Source organism: Sedimentibacter sp. B4 (genome assembly GCF_000309315.1).
Lineage (GTDB): Bacteria > Bacillota > Clostridia > Tissierellales > Sedimentibacteraceae > Sedimentibacter > Sedimentibacter saalensis.
In genome coordinates, this window is the sequence record NZ_CANG01000959.1 from 245,933 (window position 1) to 268,950 (window position 23,018).

A 23,018-nucleotide genomic window follows, 5' to 3' on the forward strand; every position below is an offset into this window, starting at 1 on the left:
CCTTATAATTTTATATAGTTAAATTTAACGTTTAGCTGTTTTGCTGTTTCAGCTTCTCTTTCCTGGCATGTGAACAAAATAACCTGTCTTCTCTCGCTTTCCTTTGCAAGCATCTCAATTGACTTTTTAAGTCTTCTTGAATCATATTGAACAAAGCTGTCATCGAATATGAGAGGTATATCTTGATTTCCGCTTAAGATGTTGCTGAGTCCCACCCTAAGCGACAGATAAAGCTGGTCCAATGTTCCGCCGCTCAAACTTTCAAGCTCTACGTTCCTGTTTTTATTATCCTCTTCAATTACGGTTATATTCATGTTTTCATCAAAGGAAACCTCGCTGTATTTTCCTCCCGTCAGGTAATAAAAGTTATCGCTTATGGATTTCTTCAAAAGAGGCATGAAGTCTCCTTTTATTGAATCTGCAATCTTTGTGATTTTTTCAGCTGCCATTTCGGCAATTTTAATTTTACTCTTGAACGTGTTGATTTTGTCTTCGTAAAAATCAATTTCTTCTTCTATTTCAGCAAGATTTCTTGTGCCTGCTTCTATGTCCTCGATTTCTTTGTGAATGCTTTGGATATTTTCAGCAATTTTTGATTTTTCATCATTCATTATGAAAATATCCAACTGGCACTTCTGTTCATCAATTACCTTTGTTTCATAAAACATCACATTCCTGGTTTTTTCCTTAAGTGCATCAAAGTCTTCGTTTCCTATAATAGAAGTCAAAATGTTATAAAGATATTCTTTTCTTTTAACATACTCTTCATATTGCTCATATTTTGCAGCTGTTTCCTTGAAGTTTTCTAAGTCATCAACGCCATTTGCAGAAAGAATCATCTCAAGGCGCTTTTGTTCAAATGACAGTTCTTTTTCAACTTTGGACAAAATCTGAGCATTTTGTTCAAAACTTACCTTAAGATTTGATGTTTCCTCTCTCACCTGATTTTTTCTTATATATGCTTCATTGATTTCCTTAATGTTTTCCTGGCTTATTTCATCAAAAGCAAATTTTTTAAGGGTTTCATGAAGCGCCCTTGACAAGCCGTTATTTTCTTCTTCTGTTTGTTTGAGTTCCTCTTCATCGAATTTAAGAAGATTTAACTTTTCTTCAACAATGTTCTTTTCAGTACATTTTTTCTTATAAATATCCAACATGACATCAATGTTATCACAGCCGGAATTTTTGATAATTTCATTTTTCTGGTTTTGAAGCTCATCAACTGTCAGTTTGTAATCAGCATGGCTGCATTCCATGCTCTCGATTTCTTTTTTTGCACTTTTGGCTCTTGCTGATTTTCTTGAAGACAGAACAAATAATATAACTGCTGGAACAACAGCTCCGGCTCCATAATAGTATTCCAGAACGTTCATTGTGTATCCTAGATAACAGGAATACGCTCCTGTTCCCAGAAAAGCAATACCAAACAATCCTGCAAATAAACTTTGTACTCCCTGCGACTTTCCAAATTTCTTCATTGTTGCATAATCTTTTTCATCGAGAAACACATTCGCAATTTCGATTTTCCTGCTTATTTCCTCAACAGTTGCATAGCTGCCTGAAAATTTATTTATTTCATCAATGTCTATACTTTTAATGCTTTCATATCCCGTATGAATTTTGGACTTCATGTCACGAACTTTATCTCTGGTCAAATTATAATTGCTGTAATCTTCATTGAGCTTTTCAATTGAAAAACTGCTGTCCATTAAATTTGATATGTCCCGTCCTAATTCTTCAAGCCTTGAATCTATTTTTCCCTTTTCCTGAAGCAGAGAATCTCTTTGCCCCACCATGTCTGCAAGTATCTTTTCAAGGTTTAAGGCTTCTTTAAAATCTTCCTTTGAATATTTCAAAGAATGATTAAAGCTTTGGAGATTTTCATTTATTTCATCAAGTTCCATCTTGACCGGTTCACATTTAAGAAATTTGTCTTTTGCAACAGAAAGCTCATAATCTGAAAGCTGCTTTTTTAGTTCAGCCATCCTCATTTCAAGCTCTCTTATTTTGTTTTTAAGTTTCTTTTTTTCCATTGCCAGAAACATCACTTGTCTGCTTGCATTGACTGAATTTTCTCTTGCAGATTTAAGCTCTGACAAGCGAAGAGAATATTGTCCTAAAAGTGTTTTTCCGTTTTCTTCGCTTCCTGCCTCATCCTTAATTCTGTTCAGTGTTGAAAGTATTCTCTCTATTGATATGTTCTGGTCTCTTGTGCTGCTTAAATTAATTATTTTGCTCTTCAGCTCGTTAGCTAGCTCCTGTTCAGTTTTGTTTCCAAGCTGCCTTACACTTACTGTGTTTCTGAAGGATGTCCTGTTCATGTTGAAGAAAAAGTCCCCTGGACTTGGAATATCCTCTTCAACCATTTCCGGATCACTCCTGTCACTTGACTCCTTTTTAAAAACCTGTGTTGTTCCCAATAAAAAATCTTTAGAAACAACATATTTTTCGCCGTTTCTCATGCTCATGCCAAGAGTTCCTCTGTATAGACTGTTGTCCCAAGGTTTATATTTATTATATTTTAAAATCCCGTTCTCATCATCTCCGAAGCCGTAAAGAATTGCCTCGATGAAGTTGTGAATGGTACTTTTTCCTGCCTCGTTTTCACCATATATTATATTGAATTTGCTTCCAAAGTACATTCTTTTAGATGAGAATTTGCCAAAAGCTCTCAAGTGCAATTTATTGATGTACATTTTATTTTACCACCTTTTCTTTTCTGAGAACCTCAAGACCAAGCTTAAAAGCCTGTTGCTCCATTTTGTCCTGATGATTTTCAAACTGAAGCTTGAAAGATTCGATTATGTTGTAGTCATTGCTGTCGTATATTTTATCTTCAGCATTTTTATATGAGTAATTTTCCTCAAACTCAATGTAGTAAAAAAATTGTTTTGCTTCATTTTCTACTTCTTCCATGGATATATCCGTACTGACTGTACCAGTGAGGTTTATTTTCACATAATCCTTGATGTTGGAAAAAGTATCTCCGGAAAATTTAATCAGGTCGAGAATTTTATTGAAACTGTATGACACATCAAGATTGATGTCTCTTGTTGTAAATTTTCTCTTTGCAATGGGCACAAGTTTGTATTCCACATTTCCTTTATCAATGGTGCCCATTATAAATCCATGGTCCCCCTTTTCCTCAAAGTTTAAGGGTTCAGGCGTACCGGCATATACAACGTTGTTTCTATACATGTGAAAATTGTGTTTTCCTCCTAAGGCACAATAGTCAAACTTATTTTTAACCATATCAACATTGATTGTAAATTCAGTTTCTCCTTCAAGCTCACAGTTTAAAAGAAGAACATTTATTTTGTTTTCATCAACAGAAATGTCATAAATAAGCTGTGGTCTTTCGCTGTTATTCAAATTATCCCAGCTCAGCCCATGTATGCACAGATTGTCCTTGGGAAAATATAATTTTTCTACTGTATCGGTGCTTTTTATGAAATATACGTTGTCAGACCAGTCAATATACTCGTAAAGGCTGTCAATGCCGTATGGATCGCTTTTTCCGCAGACTATTACAACATTTGTATCTTCTATTGATTTGAACTTTCTGGCAATTTTGTTGAGGCTTTTGAAATTGATGTATTCTCCTTCTGTCATGTCGCCGGCAATGAACAGGTATTCTATTTTTTCGTTTCTTGCTGTTTTTATAATTTCATCAAATGCATCCCATATTTCCTGTCTTCTTTTTTCCCGCTCTTTTAAACTGAAATTTTTTATATTGAATTTTTTGCCTAAATGCAAGTCAGATGTATGTATAAATTTTAGTTTCATAGCCTGCTCCTTCTTTTTAGAGATGCTTATTTTTCAGCTGCAATCATCCAATTGCCGGTTGTTTCAAACCCTATTCCTTGATATATTTTTCCTGCCTTTTCATTGCTGTAAAACAGGCAGATGCCATGGCAGTCCTTGAGCGTGTCGATGCAGAGTTTTGAAAGGCAGTTTACAGCCAGACCTTTGTTCCTGTATTGAGGACTTGTTGCAACGTCCACTATCATAGCTGCATGCTTTGTTTCCGCCGAAGTTCCTGCTGTGCATACTATTTTCCCTTCTTCGTCTTCAATGAAATAAAAACGGCCGGTTTTTGTCCTGATACTGTTTTCAAGCATGTCCCTGTCTTCGCCTGTATTGTTGAATTCTTCTATGGATTCCAGAAAAACAGAAAGCCTTTTAGCATCTTCAACTGTTGCTCTTTTTATATTGAATTTATCATTTTCCTTAAGTAGTTTTGACTTGTCCTTCAGTTCACAGAAAAACTTACGGCTTCCCTGAACATCTTGTAATGCATCTGTAAATTTCATTACAATTTCATATTTTCCAGAAACAAGCTTCTTCTTTTTATGAGAAGCAATTATTTTCTTGAACTGTTCAACGTCTACATTGTTTCCATCTTTGTAATATGGTATGAAGTTATTGTAGTATCTGAGAAGGACTGCGATAATTTCATCGCCTATAAATTCTCCCCATAACTCCATGTAATCCTGTTCAAATCCGGTGTTAAGTACATCACCAATAATAAACAGATTAAGAGAAGCTTCTTCCATGAGAAAATTCATTAAATTGTCTTTGTCTTTTTCATATAATTTTCTAATCATTTTCTACCGCCCATTTTACAATATTGTAACATAAAAAACGTCTATCTTCAATCAGTATTAACAAGTACTATTTGTCAGTCAGCCAGTTCCTTAAGCCTTTCAATGTCTTTTATCTTGACCGATGAACGGTAAATTTCAATTATGCCGTCCTTTTGCATGTTTGAAAGTTCTCTTGACAAAGATGGCCTTGTTACATTTAGAAATTCTGCCAGTTCCTGCCTGTTCATGGGCATGTTGAATGTCAATGTCTTGGTTTTTTTGTTTATAGATAACAGATACAGGGCAATTCTCCCTTTCAGCGTTTCTGCATTGAGAATTGTCATCTTGTTGTTGAGCATAACAATTTTATCTGACAAAATTGTAAGCATGTTGCTTATAAGCTGCTTGTGGAAGTTGCACACTTCCTGACACATGTTGACAAATATTCCGTATGGAATGAGAATGACCTTGCTGTCTCCTGAGCTCACCAGGTCGTATGGCGATTTTTTAATAGAAGAAAAAATCAAAGCTTCTCCAAACAAATCACCTTTTTCAAGAGAAGTTACTATAACTCTGGTTCCGCTGTATTTTTGCGAAACCAGGTTGAATTCACCTTCAAGAACTATTCCCATTTTTTGAATGGTGTCTTCTTTTTCAAAGACTATTTGATTTTCCTGGTAACTTTCAACTGTTGCCTTGCTGCATTTAAGAATTGATTTGATTTCATTTTCGTTTATATTTTCAAACAACTGATTATCTTTTATTAACTTTATTATATCTTCCATATTCCCCTCAAATTAAGTAACATATGTTACATACTTTACTTTTTTATTTTAATATACTATAATAAATAAGTAAAGTAAAATTTAAAGGGGATAAATATGAAAAGAAAAATAGTTAAAATACATGAAGAAAAATGTAACGGCTGCGGTTTGTGCGTAAATGCGTGCCATGAAGGAGCCTTGGAACTGATTAATGGAAAAGCTGTTCTGTTGTCAGACGTATACTGCGACGGTCTTGGTGACTGCCTCCCTCAATGTCCGGTTGATGCAATTGAAATTATTGAAAGAGACGCTGAAGAGTTCGACAAGGAACTGGTTGAAAAAAAGAATGGCAGAAAGAAAAAACAAGCAGGAGCCTCTTCCATGCGGATGTCCTGGACATACAGCAAAAGAAATCAAAGTAAATACAGCCCCTGCAGTATCAAAGGCAGTGAAAGCAGAAATGTCAGAACTTACAAGTCAGTTGAGACAATGGCCTGTACAGATTAAACTTGTATCGCCAAATGCTCCATACTTTGACAATTCTCATATTCTTGTGGCAGCTGACTGTACAGCATATGCATATGCCAACATTCATCAGGAATTCATGAAGGGAAAAGTAACAATCATAGGATGTCCTAAACTTGACAGTGTTGATTATTCAGAAAAACTCACTGAAATACTGAAAAACAACAATGTAAAAAGCATAACAGTCTTGAGAATGGAAGTTCCTTGCTGCACAGGAATTGTAAATGCAGTAAAGACAGCTTTATTAAACTCAGGAAAAATGATTCCGTGGGACTTCAAGATAGTTACATCAGACGGAAGAATTCTTCAAAATTAAGAATTAAGAGTGAAGAGTTAAAAATTAATGAAAGGATTTGTGCAGAGCACAAATCCTTTTTTGTTAATAATTCATGGGGCTGTTTGCTTTCATACAGCGGGCGGACACAAGGTCCGCCCCTACAGTTTGATAATTCAGGGATTTTAGATAATCTAAACACTTATTATACATTATTTTTTAAAAAAACAGAGAACGGCTAGCCGTTCTCTTCATTTAATTCTTCATTCTTAACTCTTAATTCTTCATTGTTATTGATTAGTATTCTACGTCTTTCAGGAAAAGTGCTTTTGCAGGTACCATTGGGCCTGCTTCGGCTCTTTTTTTTGCTTCAAGAATGTTTTTCACATCTTCAGGGTTTAACTTTTCCTTGCCTGCTTCAATTAATGTTCCAAGTATTATTCTTACCATGTTCCACAAAAACCCGTTGCCATTAACATTTATTTCAATGATGCCGTCATTATCTTCAATGTTGATGAAATTTACAGTCCTTACAGTTGATTTTGTTTTTGACTTAAGAGTTGTAAAACTTTGAAAATCATGGGTACCTACAAGGACAGCTGCACATTCTCTCATTTTTTCAATATTAAGCTTCTCGTCTATACTATGAATGTACTTTCTGTCAAAAACATTCTTAATTCCGCTGTTGTTTATTCTGTACATATATGTCTTTGACAAAATGTTGTATCTTGCATGGAATCTCTCGCTTGCATTTTTTATTGACTTTACTGCAATGTCATCAGGCAGCTTATCATTCAGGTATTTGTGCATATCCTCCGTGTTCATGGTTGAATTTGTATGAAAGTTTGCAGTATAATTTATGGCATGAACTCCAGTGTCCGTCCTGCCACAGCCTACAAGCTGAACTTCTTCGTCTGTCATATTTTTCAATATGCCTTCAAGTTTTCCCTGTACAGTGTTTATGTCTTCAGTCTGCTTTTGCCAGCCTTTGTACCTTGTGCCGTCATATTGAATTATCATCTTTATATTTCTCATAGTTTCTCCGCTAACAATTATTTATTGTATCATTTTATAATGACATTATATATTAAAAAACATTATGGCACAAGTTTGTTCTTACACAGCTTCCTGAAACATCATTCCTGAATTCCTTGAGTTGTAAATATTAAGCAGTTCCTTTTCTGTGATACATCCGTTTTTCACATCAAGTATGACACGTCCTTTGTCAAGCATCACTATTCTGTCTGAATATTTTATGGCGTCTCTCACGTTGTGGGATATCATCATTGTTGTAATGCTGTGGGTATTTATGAGCTCCTTTGTTTTTTCCATTATGAGCCTTGATGTCTTTGGGTCAAGTGCTGCCGTGTGTTCATCAAGCAGAAGAAGCTCCGGCTTGTTCATTGTTGCCATCAAAAGTGACAAAGACTGTCTTTGCCCTCCTGAAAGAAATTTCACTTCCGTGTCAAGCTTGTTTTCAAGGCCTAAGTCAAGTGTGCTTAGCATTTCCCTATACTGGTTTATTTTATTCTTGTTTATGAGCTTTCTCAAGCCGAACTTCTGGCATTTTTTGTCTGAAAGGCTTATGTTTTCAAGTATTGTGAGAGATGGAGACACTCCTGCTGAAGGGTTCTGGTGCACTCTTCCTATGAATTTTGCCCTTTCATTTTCCTTCAGGCGGTTTATGTTATCACCGTTTAATACTATGTCTCCTTCTTCCTGTATTATTGCCCCGCTTATTATGTTAAACAACGTACTCTTTCCGCAGCCGTTTGCTCCGAGAATCCCTGTGCATTCTCCCTTGTTTATATGGAAGTCAAAGCTTGTGAATATGTTTGTTTCATTGTCCGTTCCTATGTTGAAGCTCTTTGACATGTTCTTTATATCTAGCATTGTGCTGCCTCCGTTGATTTCTTATTTTTTATTTCCGGCGCAAATGTATTGTAGCTTAAAAACAAAATAACTATTATTGCATTTATTGCCTTTAGGTCCGTAGGTGCCAGTCCCAGGTCAATGGCTACTGCTCCTATGAATTTGTAAACCAATGCTCCCATTATTGCTCTTGTTGTATTTTTAAGCTTCCTTGATTTTTTTAGTATGGTATCTCCCACTATTATTGAAGCTATGGCTGTAACTATAATTGACATACCCATGTTTATGTCTGCAAATCCCTGATACTGTGCCATCATGGCTCCGCTTAATCCCACAAGCCCGTTTGATATCATGAGTCCTATCATTTTGTACTTGTTTGAATTTTCCCCAAGAGATTTTACAAGGGTTTCATTGTCTCCTGTTGCTATTAAAAGATATCCAACTTCTGTTTTCAAAAACATGTCCATTAGAATTTTGACGGCTGCTATTATTATAATTAACACTATCACTGCTTCCCTACCGTCAAATATGGAAGAGTAGTTAAAAAGTCCTATGTTTGATTTTCCGTTAAGTCTTAAATTTACTGAATACAAAATGGTCATTGTGAGAATTCCAGAAAGCAGAGACTTGATTTTCAGTTTTATGTTAAGTGTATAAGTAATGAGACCTGCAAGAGTACCAAGGAAAAATGCCAGTAGAGTACTTGTTAATGGTGACGCTCCTGCTATAATGAATTTTGAAAATATGAATGCTCCCATTGGGAACGTCCCTTCAACGCTCATGTCTGCGAAGTCAAGTATTTTAAATGTTATGGTAACTCCTATTGCAAGCACTGCAAATATGAGGCCTTGTTCAATTGATGCAATCATTAATGTGTTCATTTATGTCATCCTTTCCGTTAATTAATTAAGAATTAATAGTTAAAAATTAAGAATTGTGGTAGGATTTGTGCAAAGCACAAATCCTTGATTAATCTAATAATTCTTCATTCTTCATTCTTAATTGACAAACTCTGCTCCTTCAAATGCAAGATTGTCTTTTGTGAAACCAAGTGCTTCCATTGTCTTCACATTTACTTTCTTTTCAAATTCAGGAGCTGTCTGAACTGGTATTTCAGAAACAGGAACCTTGTCCACAAGAATCTTTTTTGCTATTATTGCTGATTGCTTTCCTATTCCGTAGAAGCTTATTCCTTTGGAAACCATTATTCCTTCATCAACATGTGTACCGTCTGCAGATACTGTTAAAAGTTTGTTTTCCTGAGCAAGCTTAGCCACCAGTGAAATTGATGATGCAACCATGTTGTCTGTTATAATGTAAAGGCCTTCTGCATTTTTAGAAACAGTGTTAACAGCTTGAGGTATGTCATTTACAGTTGAAATTCCCACTGTTTCAATTGTAAGTCCTAAACTCTCTGCAATTTCTTTTGTCTGGTTGACTTGAACCTCTGAATTTGATTCACCTATATTATAAATAATTCCTATTGTTTTTATATCTTTTTTAAGTTCCTTGAAAAGTTCCAGGTTTTCTTTTATTGGAGCTGCATCTACAACTCCTGTAATGTTGTTGTCCGTAACGTCCATTGCAGTAACTAGTTGTGAAAAAACAGGATCTGTAACGGCTGTGAAAACTAACGGTATATCTGTTCCCTCAATAGCCTGCTTCGCAGCCTGAGATGTAATAGTTGCTATGGTAAATATTAAATCAACATCATCTTTAACGAATTTCTCTGCTATCATCTGTGCATTTGAAATTTCACCTTGAGCGTTTTGGTCTATAAGGACTGCATTAACGCCTTGATTTGCAAGTTCATCTATAAATCCCTGTCTTGAAGCATCAAGTGCCGGATGCTGTACAAGTTCTGCTATTCCTATGGTAAATTGTTCTTCCTTTACTGATGTTGCTTCTTCTGTAGTTTGTTTTGGTTGAGCAGCTGCCTCTGATTTGTCTGCAGCGTCACTTTTTGCGCAGCCAGCCAAAATCATGGGCACGCACATTGCTATTGCTATAATTTTATTAATTTTTCCGAATTTCATAATATCCTCCATAATTTTTGATTCTAATTGTTCATATTTCAACTCTGCGCAAAGTTTAATATTTTAATCTCTTTGGAATGTGATAATTATTTGAGACCACCAACTATGTTGTCGACGGTCATGCGCAGTTTCGAACACAAATTTTCTTGCTCCCTACGGTCGCGAAAATTTGGTTCTCATTGCGTTTGACCTACCTTTGACTTCCTGAGGTTGTCGCTGGTCATATCGCAGTCTCGTTCACCAAATTATCAGCTCCTTACGGTCGCATAATTTGGGAACTCGTTGCGTTTGACCTACCAACAATTTATTTCTCCCTCCGGTCGAATAAATTGGGTTAGGTCATAAAAAAAAATCTTTCATTCCTATAAACACACTTTTTTAAATGTGCTTATAGGGACGAAAGATCCGCGGTACCACCCTAATTATGATTAAAAATCATCACTCTTCGAGGTCTAACAACCTCTAACCCTGTAACGTAGGTATACGTGTTTGTCTACTTGAATTATCGTTGAACAAACCAGCTCAGCAGTGTATATTATATTTCTCTGTCATTGGCTCTCAGCACCACCAATTCTCTGTAGACTTCCAAAATACTTTTCTCTGCTTCAACGCATTAACTATTAATCCACATCTTAAACGAAACATCTAACATTGTCAACACTTTTTTTAAAAAATATTTTCTGTACTTTTTCATCTCAAAAATTCTAAATATAAAAAGCGGAACAGCTATGCCGTTCCGCCAATCTTTTTAAGCTACTATGTCTGCAATAGACATGTTTAAATTATTCTTCAAGTTGTTAAGTTCTTCTTTCAGCTGCTGAGGAACAGTATTCCCGATTTTTGCATAAAATTCTTCTATTCCTTTTTCATCTTCCAGCCATGAATTAACATCAATTTTAAGCAAATTATCAACAGTTTCGTCTGTTATATTCATGTCTTCGAAGTTTATGTCTTCAGCATATGGAAGATTTCCTATAGGTGTTTCAACAGCATCAACTTCATTTTCACATCTTTTCAAAATCCATTCAAGCACTCTGAAATTGTCGCCAAAACCCGGCCACATGAATTCTCCCCTGTCATTTGTCCTGAACCAGTTTACATGGAATATTTTTGGAGCATTGCTCATTTTTTCTCCCATTCCCAACCAGTGTGCAAAATAATCACCCATGTTGTATCCGCAGAAAGGAAGCATTGCCATAGGATCTCTTCTAACTACTCCAACCTTGCCTGATGCTGCAGCTGTAGTTTCAGATGCAAGTGTTGAACCCACAAATACTCCGTGCTGCCAGTTTCTTGACTGATATACAAGAGGAGCAGTCTTTGCACGTCTTCCACCAAATATTATTGCTGACAGCGGAACTCCTTCAGGAGATTCGAACTGTGATGAAATGCATGGGCAGTTATTAGCAGGAGCAGTAAATCTTGAATTAGGATGTGCTCCTTTTTCCTTGGATTTTTTCCCATTCCATGGATTTCCTTGCCAATCCAGGCCGTTTTCCGGAGGATTTTCATCAAATTTTTCCCACCATACAGTATCATCATCCAAGTTGTAAGCAACGTTGGTAAATATTGCATTTTTCTTAGTTGACATGAGCGCATTGTAGTTTGATTTTTCGTTTGTTCCAGGTGCAACTCCAAAAAATCCTGCTTCAGGATTAATAGCCCAGAGTCTTCCGTCTTCCTTGATACGAAGCCATGCTATATCGTCCCCAACAGTCCATACCTTGTAGCCTTTTTTCCTGTAAAGCTCGGGAGGAATAAGCATTGCAAGATTGTTTTCCCGCATGCTGATGGGAATGCTGCTGCCACATACTTTACTTCTCCTTCTGGATTTTCAATGCCCAAAATCAACATGTGCTCAGCCATCCACCCTTCCTTCCATCCCTGGTAAGAAGCAATTCTTAAAGCAAAGCATTTTTTTCCCAAAAGAACATTTCCGCCGTAAGCAGAATTGCAGGACCATATAGTGTTGTCTTCAGGAAAATGGAATATGTACCTTTTGTCTATATCCAGATTGCATTTTGCGTGGAGCCCTCTCACAAAGTCATTTGAATCTCCAAGAACATCCAAAACCTTTTGTCCTATTCTTGTCATGATGTTCATGCTCAGTACTACATAAATTGAATCCGTCACTTCAAATCCTATTTTGGAAAATTCTGAACCAACAGGCCCCATTGAATAAGGGATTATGTACATTGTTCTTCCTTCCATGCAGCCGTTGTAGATTTCTCTTCCCATGCTGTATGCTTCTTCAGGACTTTTCCAGTTGTTTGTTGCTCCTGCATTATTTTTATCTCTTGAACAAATAAATGTTTTGTCTTCCATTCTTGCAACGTCGTCTTTGCGTGAACGGTGATAGTAACATCCCGGATACTTTTCCTGATTCAATGCCTTGATTTCTCCTGTTGAACATGCTTCCTGACGGAGAATGTTCAGCTGTTCTTCACTTCCATCAATCCACATGACATTTGCTGGTTTTGTCATTTTGACGATATCATCTATCCAAGTTAAAACATTTTGGTTTGAAGTTAAATTATGCATGATACGCTCCTAATATATGTGTTATATTATATCTTTATTTTCAATATATGTGTTATATTATTTAATAGCTATTTGTATTATATTACGCCACATTACCGGTTGCAACCCTTAAAATAACTTTCTTATTAACTAAGCTTTTTTTTGTATTTTCTTAAATTAAAAATGTTAACTTAATTATTTTTTGCAAAAAGAAAGAGAAGCTGCTTGTTACGGTTTTTATTAAAAACCAAGCTTCTCAAAAATTATATATTTAAATGTGTTATTTGCTGCTTTATTTTGGCTGCAGCTTTATTAATTGCACTTTTTTCCCCATCATTAAGCTCTGGAATTATTATTTCCTTTGCCCCTTCTTTCCCAAGCTTCACCATCATGCCAAGGGATACATCTCTAAATCCCAGCTCCCCTTCCAACGGGACAGAGCATTCAATGATTTTCCCACTGTCACATGCTATGGCTTCAAGAACCTCTGAAGCAGTCACAGAAGAAGTCCATCCGCTTGTTCTTTTGGCATCAAGATTTTGAAATTTCAAAAACCAATCCACAAGAATTTTTTTGATTTCAGATTTTGTTTCATCTGCTACATCAAATTTCTTCCCGTCGTATTTTATACAGTTCATTAAAGGTACCTGGTCTTCTCCGTGCTCGCCTATGCAATAAGCTTCTGTTTTGTTAAAATCAAGGTTGAATTTTTCAGCAACAGCCCACCTGAGTCTCAAGCTGTCATTTGCTGAAAAGCCAAGCATTTTCATCCTGTCCCTTTTTAGCTTTTTGTACAGATAAAAGTTGAACACATCGATTGGGTTTGTTGCAGTGAGTATGATTGCATCTTTGTTGAAATAGCAGGAATTCTCCAACACTTCATCAATAACCCTTATATTGTCCTTCAAATACTCTTCCCTTGATTCTACCTTCCTTTCCGGTGCTCCCGCTGCTATGAAAATAACCTGGCAATCACTTATATCTTCATATTCTGCAAAAGAAACCACTGTCTTTGAGAAAGGCATGAGGGCATGCTCCATGTCCATGGCATGATTTTTAAGTACATTTGTTTTTCTTCCCAAAAGTTTTATTTCATCATATATTCCTTTTTGAGCAGTCAAAAAGGCTGTTGTGGAGCCTATTGCTCCGTTTCCTCCAATAATAGCTAGATTCAATTTTCCTCCTGAATTATGTCTAATACATCATTTGTTTTTTGTATATCATTGTGATTTTTGCTCCTGTATAACAAAAATGCTGCTGCAACACTTACAAGCGGGCACACATAGCACAATGCTGCATAAGGGGCATACTGGGCTGCTGTTATCCCCATAATTGGCTTAATGAGAAATGAATTAATGTTCCAGGGCATTAATGGTGCTACAATTACTCCCGTATCAGAGATTGTTCTTGCTAGCACAGCATTGTCAAGTTCAAGCTCCTTGTACTTGTCATTAAGTATTCTTGCAGGAAGTATAATACCTGCTGTCTGATCGCAAGTGGCAATTGTAAGAATTGTGCTTATGAATCCCGTCCTGAGAACCAGGTTTATTTTTGTGTTTATGCCTGATACCAGCCTATCCATAAGAGGCATAAGAATATTTCCCTTTTCAAATATTTTAACCAATGATATGGCGCTTATTACAATAAATATTGCTTCAATCATTGCAACCATTCCTCCGCTTACCAGAAGTTTGTTGAGTTCTTCTGAGGGAGTTTTTCCGTGAAAGCCAAACAAAATAGAATTAATGACTTCAGCCATTGTCATTCCTTGAAAAACAATGCTTAATACAGCTCCCACACCTATTCCCACACAAAGAGTGTAAATTGATTTAAGCCCTGAAACAGACAGTACAAGAATAACCACAGGCAGCAGCAAAAGAATTTTTGAAGTGTTGAAGCCTTCTGCAATTGCATTTTTGTACAATATAAGCTTACTATAATCTCCTGACATATAATTAAGGCCCATTATGTAATAAATTGCTGCTGTTATTGCTATAGTTGGCAGCAATGTCACGAGAGTAGATTTTAAAATGTCTTTGTAGTTTCTGTTAATAGCCGTCATGGTCAGGTTCACAAGTCCTGACAGGGGTGATATTTTGTCGGCAATGAATGCTCCTGAAACAAGAACACCCACCATGAGATTAAGGGGTATACCCAGTCCAAGCCCTATGCCTGACAGTGAGATGCCCACAGTGCTCATGGTTCCTATGGCTGTTCCCATAAAATAAGACACAGCTGTCATTATTAAAAATGCTGCCATTAAAAAATTCACGCCTTCCATGTATGTGAAGCCGTAGTACATAATTGTGGGAACAACTCCTGATGCAAGCCATATGGAAGTTGTGGCACCTATAAACAAAATGACTATTATTAGATTCTTCACTTCAAAAACTGCTGAAACAATTGTTTCAAGAAGTTCCTTAAGTGCATATCCGCTTTTCTTAAGAACAATTACTGTAAAAACAATGCCTGCAATAAATCCATAGTACAGCGGTACAGAAAAAACTATGGAGCCTATTATGAAAAACAAGCTCACTGCCATTATGACAGCAGGATTTATCACCAATTTTATTTTACTCAATTTAGCACCTCTTTTACATTAAAAAAATATAAAATATAATATTGGCAGGAAAATAGCAGGAAGCATATTTCCAACCTTAACTCGTTTAATTTCCAGGAAATTAAGTCCTATAGCCATAATTACAGTTCCACCTACGGCAGTCATTTCACTTATAACTTCCGGGCTCAACAAAGACTGTACAAATTGTGCGAGTATTGTCAACAGTCCCTGATAAAGCAATACGCTTATGCTCGAGAATATTACGCCCACACCCATTGAAACAGCCATTGAAATTGAAACTATACCGTCAATCAGTGCCTTGGAAAACAATATTTCATGGTTTCCTGTAAGACCGCTTTGAATGGCACCCATAATAGACATGGATCCAACACAGTACACAAGAGTACAGGATACGAAGCCTGCAGTGATGTTGCTATCCTTGTTTTTAATTCTTCCTTCTATATTCTGACCCAATCTGTCAAGCCTTCCTTCAATATCAAGCAATTCTCCAATTAAAGTTCCAGCTATGATAGAAATTATTAACAGTGTGAGATTTTCACCAGCAAGACTAAGTCTTATTCCTACAGTCACAACAGCCAAACCTGTTGCTTTCAGAAGAGATTCAGACAGCTTATCTGGAATTATGTTTTTAAAAATGATTCCTATTATTCCTCCGACTACAATTGCCAATGCGTTTACTATTGTGCCTAACATGCTTCCCCCTATTTGTTGTAATTTTCTATGAATTTTTTCACTTCAAGCGAAGCCTTGTATGCATCGTTTTTTGATGCAATGCCTTCCTCTACGACTTCATTGACAGCCTCCTTTAAAGAATAATATTTTTGTATAAGTTTGTCAAACAAAATCGCCTGCAGGCTCACAGCCGGGCCTGTGGAGAGATTTTCTTCCCAGTCGTTGTTATAGCCAACCAGCACGTATTCTCCTCTTTCAACATCTTCATGATTCTTGAGTTTTTCAAGTACCTGCTCAGCGCTTCCGTAAAATGAATTTTCATGAAGCTTTGTGAGCTCTTTCATTACACAAATTGTTGAGTTTGGCATAATTGTGCTTATGATTTCCATAAGATTAATTATTCTTTTTGGTGATTCATATATTATAAATGTTTTTACGGAATTTTTCTTGATTTTTTCAAGGGCTTCTTCAAGCTCACTTTTCTTTCTGGGTAAGAACCCGTAAAAAGCAAATTCGTAAGTGTCTATTCCTGCGGCAGAAAGTGCAATGGTGACAGCCGATGCGCCTGCCAGTGCTATAATTTCAATTTCTTCTTCTCTGGCTCTTTTTACAAGCTCATAACCGGGATCAGATATGCATGGCGTTCCTGCATCTGTTACCAGTGCCACGTTTTTTTCCTCGCTTAAAATTTCATTGACTATTTCTTCACTTCTTGTTTTTTCATTGAACTTGTGGTATGAAACAAGTTTCGTCCTTATATCAAAATGATTTAATAGCTTTTGTGTATGTCTTGTATCCTCTGCCAAAATAAGATCACATTCCTTTAACGTTTCAACGGCTCTTTCCGTCATATCCTTTAAATTCCCTATGGGTGTGGGAACAATGTATAATCTGCTCATGTTAATCTCCTCTTAAATTTGCATATTGCAAATTTGATTTCTGTATATGTTACTTCATCAGGCAAACATTCTTTAATTGGTTTAAGTTTATCTGTTCCTTGCTTTTCAATTGCTTTCATTATCATTTCTTCATGTTCGGCTTTTATGAACTCACTGAAATTTATTTCAAATCCTGTTTCTGCACAGTGAGCAAGGTGATTTTCCACTGTATTTTCAGTGAGACTTCTTTCAGCTGCAATTTCCTTCACACTTTTTCCTTGTTTATAAAGGTTGTAGGTAGTAAGGTATGTGTCTTCCTTTAAAGATTTATTTGTACTTGCTATATCTGGATTGCTTACGCTTTTTGTGTCAATATTATTTTTATGTTCAGCATTTTTTACTGATTGTACAGCAATATTGTTTTTCTTGGTGTAGTCTGTTATAGCCTTGATGAATTCTTTGCCATATCTTTCAGCCTTCACATTACCCACACCTGAAACATTGAGAAACTCTTCATCTGTGAGAGGGTACTTAATGCACATGTCTTTTAAAGATGCATCTGAAAAAACTACAAATGGAGGAACCTTTAGTTTATCTGCAATTTCCTTTCGCAATGATTTAAGAATATCAAACAAATCTTTTTCAAAAGGCAGTGTTTCAACTGCACTCTTGCTCTTTGCAAATACTTTTTTGATTTCTACACTGCATTTTCCGCGAAGAACCATATTTCCGCTCTGTGTAATTTTCAGCACAGGATACTTTCCTCCGCTTACGGCTAAAAAGCCTTCTGAAACAAGTACAGATATGATTTCCTTCAATGTGTCCTTGTCATATTCCTTCATAAGGCCGTATGTTGTAAGTTCGTGAAACTTCATTGCTTTTATTTTCTGGTTTGATGAACCCTTTAGAACATCAATGATTGAGTTGCTTCCAAATCTTTCACCCATTCTGTATATGCATGAGAGGATTTTTTGAGCTTCAAGTGTTATGTCGTTTTTTTCTACGGTACTTAAGCAGCTGCTGCAGTTTCCGCAGTATTCTTTTTCATATTTCTCATCAAAATAGCTTATGAGAAATTTCCTCAGACATTTATCCGTGTTGCAATAATTTGTCATGTCCCTTAACTTTTCATATTCCTTGGACTTGCTCGAAAAATTGAAGCTGCTTTCAATGAGAAAATTGTTCATTACAATGTCTGATGGACTGAACAACAGTATGCAATCTGAAGATTCTCCGTCACGTCCGGCTCTTCCGGCTTCCTGATAATAGCTTTCTATGTTCTTGGGCATGTTGTAATGTATGACGTATCTTATGTTTGATTTGTCAATTCCCATGCCGAAGGCATTTGTAGCAACCATAACATCTGCATTGTCATAAAGGAAATCATCCTGATTGGAGGCTCTTTCCCTGTCGTTTAATCCAGCGTGGTATTTCACTGCTTTATGCCCAGCAGCTATAAGCCTTGCGCACACCTCGTCAGTAATTTTCCTTGTAATGCAATATATTATTCCTGGTTTTCCCTTGTTTTCCTCAACATATTTCAAAACAAAAGGAAACTTTTTATTTATTCTAATGACTTCAAATTTTAAATTTTCTCTGTCAAAACCGGTTATAAGTTCAAAATGATTTTTAAGCTCTATTAAATTTATTATGTCTTCTTTGACCTGGGCAGTTGCAGTTGCTGTAAATGCAGAAACTACAGGATTTTGGCCCGTCATGTGACGAATTTCTTTTATTTTTAAATAGCTTGTTCTGAAGTCGTGTCCCCACTGAGAAACACAGTGAGCTTCATCAACGGCTATCATGGATATTTTAATGTTTTTAAGCATTTCCGTGAATCCTTCAGACTCAAGTCTTTCAGGTGCAATGTACAGAAGTTTGTAATTTCCTCTTTCTGCTTCATAAATTATGTTTCTAAGCTCAGCAACAGACAACGTGCTGTTTATGAATGCAGCCTCCATTCCCATCTGCCTGAGGGTGTCCACCTGGTCCTTCATTAAGGAAATAAGCGGCGATATAACTATTGCCGTGCCATCAAGCATGAGTGCAGGAAGCTGGTAACACAGGGACTTTCCTCCGCCTGTTGGCATGATTGCAAGCACGTCCCTTTTGGACAATATGTTATTGATTATTTCTTCCTGTCCTTCACGAAATGATTCATAGCCATAGTATTTTTTCAAAAGCTCCAATGCCTTTTCCAACATATATACCTCTTTTATTTTTAATAAGTTATTATATCATGAATAGAAAACAATATAAAGTTGCCAAAAAATTTTTTTGGCTATATAATACTATGGACTAAAAATAAAACAGGACGGATAAAAATGAACCATACAAACAATCTAGGTACAGAAAAAATAGGTAAGCTTTTATTAAGCCTTGCTATACCTTCAATAACCGCTCAGATAGTGAACATGCTCTACAACATAGTGGACAGAATATACATAGGACACATGGCAGAAACAGGGCCTGCAGCTCTGACAGGAGTGGGAATAACAATGCCTGTCATCATGACCATAACAGCCTTCAGCAGCCTTGTGGGCATGGGAGGAGCCCCAAGGTCCGCCATTAAAATGGGAGAAAAAAATCATGATGAGGCAGAAAAAATACTTGGAAACTGTTTTTCCATGCTGCTTATAATTTCAATAACACTTACAGCCGTATTCCTGGCATCCGGTGAAAAACTTCTATGGATGTTCGGCGCAAGCAAAGACACTATATCATTTGGGCTTGAATACCTCAATGTATACCTCATAGGAACAATATTTGTTCAACTCACTCTTGGACTAAACAGTTTCATATCGACACAGGGCTATGCAAAGTACAGCATGCTCACTGTAATAATAGGAGCAGTCACAAACATAGTACTGGACCCCATATTCATATTTGGACTTAATATGGGCGTGAAGGGAGCTGCATTGGCAACAGTTCTTTCCCAGGCGCTGTCATCACTTTGGGTAATGAAATTCCTTACAGGACCAAAAACAAGCCTTAAAATAAGAAAATGCAACCTGAAAATAAATAAATCCATCATAATTCCCGTGTTGTTGCTTGGAGTATCTCCTTTCATAATGCAGAGCACGGAAAGCCTTCTTAACATTGCCTTTAATTCATCACTGCAAAAATACGGCGGTGATCTGGCTGTTGGTTCAATGACAATACTGTCAAGCCTCATGCAAATGATTCATCTTCCTCTGGTGGGACTTACTCAGGGAGCTCAGCCAATCACAAGCTACAACTACGGAGCTAAAAATAACCTAAGGGTAAAGGCAACATTCAAACTGCTTATAAAATGTGCCTTTCTTTACACCACAACCGCATGGCTCATGATGATGATATTCCCGGGCACTTTTGTTTCCATGTTTACTAATGACCCAGCCTTAAAGGAATACTCCGTTTGGGCAGCAAGAATTTACATGGCAACTGCATTTGTCATGGCTGCACAAAATTCATGCCAGCAGACATTTGTTGCTTTGGGACAATCCCGTGTTTCAATGTTTCTGGCTCTCTTAAGAAAAATTATACTTTTGATTCCGCTGATTTACATACTTCCTCACTTCTTTGAGAATAAGGTATTTGCAGTGTTCCTGGCAGAGCCGGTGTCAGATTTTATTGCAGCAACAGTTACATTCACCACATTCATGCTTCAGATAAATAAAATACTTGACGACAATGAAATAATGAATTAATGAAATAAAAAAACTGGCAACTGCCAGTCAGGCTATTGACAAACCTAATTTCTACACATCGCATTGGCGTATCTTGTATCCGTCCGTTGTCGTTATTTCGATATTTTTATTTTCGGGAGGACAGCAATCCTCCCCTACACATTGGAATCCAGATTCGCCGCTTATTACCAAATTAACCGGTTCGCAGGGCGGTCTATAAGTGTCAGCGAAGACACGCTGCTATTATCTTAATAGGCATAAAAAAAGAGACTTATAAAAGTCTCTTTTTCTTTTAAAATTGGTGCCGTAGAAGGGACTTGAACCCCCACGGTGTTGCCACCAACGGATTTTGAGTCCGTCACGTCTGCCATTCCATCACTACGGCGGAACCACTTTTATATATTAGCATACCGTCAAATAAATTGCAAGAGTTTTTTTAAACTTTTTTTATTTATTTTAGTGGTTCATTTTATCTTGAAAAATGGTATTTTTGCCCATTTTCTTAGCTTCATACATGTTCATGTCAACCCGTCTTAAGAGCTCTTCAGCTGTTATGTCTTCATTGTCCAATGTGTAGATACCTATACTCAATGAAGTCTTTATCTTATTTCCATTATACTCTACTGCTGTTTTTTCTGCCCTTTGTCTTATGGCTTCTGCAATTCTTAATGATGCTTCTTCATTTGCACCATTGAGACAAATCAAAAACTCATCTCCCCCGAATCTGGCAACCCAGTCTATGTTCATTCTGATGCTTGATTTCATTATTTCACTTACTTCTTTTAATATTAAATCTCCAGCCATGTGGCTGTAGCTGTCATTTATATTTTTGAAATCATCCACATCCATCATTATCAATGACAGTCTTATTTTGTTCATTAATGCAAAAAATATTTCTGCAGGAAGTCTTTCATTGATGAATCGACGGTTATATGTACCTGTAAGATCGTCAATTACAAGTTTCTTATTTAAATTTTCAATTGATTTCTCCAGTTCTTCTTCGCTTCTAATGCTTTCGTTTTCAATTATTCCTGTGTTTGTAATGTCTTTTAACAATTCCAGGGCATAAGTATCTTCCTTTACCTTAACCGGACATGAAGTGATCAAATAAATAATTCCCTTTTTAAACTCTATTTTGTGAAATGTATTGTTTTCGTTCAATGCCCTTGAAGTTACGCAATTTTCGCAAGGCACTCCTTTATCCCAGAAATCGTAACAGTGGGTATTTACAGCTGTTCCATCCTTGTCTTCTACGCTTTTTTTACCGGGATCTACAATTCTGACAACATCATACAATCCTTTAAATTTTAAAATAGAATCTAAAACTTCCTGTTTGCTTGAAAAACTCATATTATTCCTCCGTAATAACCGCTTCCCCAATAACATCTTCACTCTGATCCATGCCTATTTCCACTTTTGATATTTTGTCAAACTTTTTCTCGATTTTATTTGATGTAATATTGATTTTATCCACATCATCTGAAACCCTTTTTATGTCTTTTGCCAGAGAATCCCATCTGTCCTTGTACAACTTGAATTCCCTTCCAAGCTTGTTCAATTCTTCATGTATAACAACAGCATATTTTTCTCTTTCCATGTTCCTGAGCACAACCTGCACAGTTGATAAAACAGACATCATTGTTGTTGGTGAAGCCATCCACACCCGCTTTTCACCTGCATAATCAATTATGTCCTGGTGGTAAGCATTTATTTCAGCAAATATGGCTTCTGCCGGGATAAACATTATGGCCTGTTCTGATGTTTGTCCATTAATTATATACTTTGAAGAAATATCGTTTATGTGCTTCTTTACATTTGTCTTAAAATCTCTTGAATAAATCTTTCTTTCTGTTTCATTGATGTTTGTGTCAATCATTCGTTGGTAATTCTCAAGAGGGAATTTCGAATCAATACAAAGCATCCCAACAGGTTCTGGAATATTAAGCACTGCATCGGCAATTGTTCCGTTAGAAAGTTTTTTTTGAAGTTCATATATTTTGTCATTTTTGTCCCCAAACACAACGGACAAAATATGGTTTAACTGAACCTCTCCAAATGTTCCCCTGCTCTTCTTATCTGTCAACACGTCCTGTAATGATACTATATTTGTTGAAAGGCTGTCTATTTTCTTTTGAGCCTCATCGATTTTAGAAAGTCTTTCAAGAATGTTGGCAAAAGTTTTGTTTGTTTTTTCAAATCCTTCGCTGAGCCTTTCCTCAACACGCATATTTATTTTATCAAGATTTGTTCCCACCCGTTCAGTAAGGGATTGGAAATTTTCATTTAAAGATTTTGATGTAGTCTGAGAAAAATTCATGAAAGACTCAGTCATACGAGTAGTATTTTTCTCCATCCTCTCCACTGTTTCAAGCTTGTTGGTCAAAATTTCCCTGAGCTGTTTTTGTTCTGAATCGGATATTTTCTTGCTTACTGAATCTATGAGATTCATGTTGTTCTGGCTTAAATTAATTTTTATTTCAGATATTATATGCTCTTCCATGTCTCGTTTTGATGTCTTCCACAAAAGGATTACATTTAATATTATTGATAGTATAAGCATTGCCATTATTGCTGCATCCAATTTGACACCTCCTGAATACCTATACTTTATAATATTTTCGAACATTTGTCCATATTTTTCT

At 36.4% G+C, this 23,018-nt stretch carries 16 protein-coding genes, 1 tRNA gene, 2 pseudogenes and 1 other annotated feature; of the genes and pseudogenes, 2 read left to right on the forward strand and 17 right to left on the reverse strand.

Features of this window, described 5'->3' with window-relative positions:
* Positions 1 to 2 precede the first annotated feature (2 nt).
* From BN358_RS20850 to BN358_RS20865, 4 genes are all read right to left on the reverse strand, one after another.
* Positions 3 to 2,696, reverse strand: a complete 2,694-nt coding sequence (locus tag BN358_RS20850) for an ATP-binding protein (RefSeq protein WP_019230479.1) — start codon at positions 2,694 to 2,696, stop codon at positions 3 to 5.
* Position 2,697: 1 nt separating this feature from the next.
* Entirely contained in the window at positions 2,698 to 3,786 is a 1,089-nt protein-coding gene (locus tag BN358_RS20855; RefSeq protein WP_019230480.1) for a metallophosphoesterase, read from the reverse strand.
* 26 nt (positions 3,787 to 3,812) lie between these two features.
* Complete coding sequence (locus tag BN358_RS20860; protein WP_019230481.1) at positions 3,813 to 4,607, reverse strand: GNAT family N-acetyltransferase; 795 nt, start codon at positions 4,605 to 4,607, stop codon at positions 3,813 to 3,815.
* A 74-nt stretch (positions 4,608 to 4,681) separates the two neighbouring features.
* Positions 4,682 to 5,371: a Crp/Fnr family transcriptional regulator gene (locus BN358_RS20865; protein WP_019230482.1), complete on the reverse strand. Its 690-nt coding sequence runs from the start codon at positions 5,369 to 5,371 to the stop codon at positions 4,682 to 4,684.
* A 96-nt stretch (positions 5,372 to 5,467) separates the two neighbouring features.
* On the opposite strand from BN358_RS20865, the pseudogene BN358_RS20870 reads away from it, so the two are divergent.
* Positions 5,468 to 6,191, forward strand: a pseudogene (locus tag BN358_RS20870) (ATP-binding protein).
* 255 nt (positions 6,192 to 6,446) lie between these two features.
* Here the strand turns inward: BN358_RS20870 and truA are convergent.
* The 10 genes and pseudogenes from truA to recQ form a co-directional block, all read right to left on the reverse strand.
* Positions 6,447 to 7,184, reverse strand: coding sequence for a tRNA pseudouridine(38-40) synthase TruA (gene truA, locus BN358_RS20875; protein ID WP_019230484.1), 738 nt, complete (start codon positions 7,182 to 7,184; stop codon positions 6,447 to 6,449).
* A gap of 81 nt (positions 7,185 to 7,265) precedes the next feature.
* Positions 7,266 to 8,042, reverse strand: coding sequence for an ABC transporter ATP-binding protein (locus tag BN358_RS20880; protein ID WP_019230485.1), 777 nt, complete (start codon positions 8,040 to 8,042; stop codon positions 7,266 to 7,268).
* The gene (locus BN358_RS20885; protein ID WP_019230486.1) at positions 8,036 to 8,902 is read right to left on the reverse strand and encodes an ABC transporter permease; all 867 of its coding nucleotides are present in this window, start codon (positions 8,900 to 8,902) and stop codon (positions 8,036 to 8,038) included. The genes BN358_RS20880 and BN358_RS20885 overlap by 7 nt, the downstream gene beginning before the upstream one ends.
* 117 nt (positions 8,903 to 9,019) lie before the next feature.
* Positions 9,020 to 10,057 carry an ABC transporter substrate-binding protein gene (locus BN358_RS20890; RefSeq protein WP_019230487.1) on the reverse strand — a complete coding sequence of 346 codons (1,038 nt, stop codon included), beginning with the start codon at positions 10,055 to 10,057 and terminating at the stop codon, positions 9,020 to 9,022.
* Between the two features lie 389 nt (positions 10,058 to 10,446).
* Positions 10,447 to 10,675: a binding site (T-box leader), on the reverse strand.
* A gap of 130 nt (positions 10,676 to 10,805) precedes the next feature.
* Positions 10,806 to 12,520 (reverse strand): annotated as a pseudogene (locus BN358_RS20895) (phosphoenolpyruvate carboxykinase (GTP)).
* A gap of 320 nt (positions 12,521 to 12,840) precedes the next feature.
* Positions 12,841 to 13,752 carry a malate dehydrogenase gene (locus BN358_RS20900; protein WP_019230488.1) on the reverse strand — a complete coding sequence of 304 codons (912 nt, stop codon included), beginning with the start codon at positions 13,750 to 13,752 and terminating at the stop codon, positions 12,841 to 12,843.
* Positions 13,749 to 15,158, reverse strand: a complete 1,410-nt coding sequence (locus tag BN358_RS20905; protein ID WP_019230489.1) for a Na+/H+ antiporter NhaC family protein — start codon at positions 15,156 to 15,158, stop codon at positions 13,749 to 13,751. The genes BN358_RS20900 and BN358_RS20905 overlap by 4 nt, the downstream gene beginning before the upstream one ends.
* Positions 15,159 to 15,176: 18 nt before the next feature.
* Positions 15,177 to 15,851 carry a DUF554 domain-containing protein gene (locus tag BN358_RS20910; RefSeq protein ID WP_019230490.1) on the reverse strand — a complete coding sequence of 225 codons (675 nt, stop codon included), beginning with the start codon at positions 15,849 to 15,851 and terminating at the stop codon, positions 15,177 to 15,179.
* Between the two features lie 8 nt (positions 15,852 to 15,859).
* Complete coding sequence (gene rsmI, locus BN358_RS20915; protein WP_019230491.1) at positions 15,860 to 16,729, reverse strand: 16S rRNA (cytidine(1402)-2'-O)-methyltransferase; 870 nt, start codon at positions 16,727 to 16,729, stop codon at positions 15,860 to 15,862.
* Positions 16,726 to 18,912 carry a DNA helicase RecQ gene (gene recQ / locus BN358_RS20920; protein WP_019230492.1) on the reverse strand — a complete coding sequence of 729 codons (2,187 nt, stop codon included), beginning with the start codon at positions 18,910 to 18,912 and terminating at the stop codon, positions 16,726 to 16,728. Before recQ ends, rsmI begins: the two co-directional genes overlap by 4 nt.
* Positions 18,913 to 19,032: 120 nt before the next feature.
* Between recQ and BN358_RS20925 the strand changes: the two genes are divergently transcribed.
* Positions 19,033 to 20,397, forward strand: a complete 1,365-nt coding sequence (locus tag BN358_RS20925) for an MATE family efflux transporter (protein WP_019230493.1) — start codon at positions 19,033 to 19,035, stop codon at positions 20,395 to 20,397.
* 278 nt (positions 20,398 to 20,675) lie between these two features.
* Here the strand turns inward: BN358_RS20925 and BN358_RS20930 are convergent.
* The 3 genes from BN358_RS20930 to BN358_RS20940 all read right to left on the reverse strand — a co-directional run bounded on the left by BN358_RS20930 (position 20,676) and on the right by BN358_RS20940 (position 23,002).
* A tRNA-Leu gene (locus BN358_RS20930) sits at positions 20,676 to 20,761 on the reverse strand.
* A 71-nt stretch (positions 20,762 to 20,832) separates the two neighbouring features.
* The gene (locus BN358_RS20935; RefSeq protein WP_019230494.1) at positions 20,833 to 21,726 is read right to left on the reverse strand and encodes a GGDEF domain-containing protein; all 894 of its coding nucleotides are present in this window, start codon (positions 21,724 to 21,726) and stop codon (positions 20,833 to 20,835) included.
* Between the two features lies 1 nt (position 21,727).
* Positions 21,728 to 23,002 (reverse strand): DNA recombination protein RmuC, encoded by a 1,275-nt coding sequence (locus BN358_RS20940; protein WP_306461338.1) that lies wholly within the window; start codon positions 23,000 to 23,002, stop codon positions 21,728 to 21,730.
* Between the last annotated feature and the right edge of the window lie 16 nt (positions 23,003 to 23,018).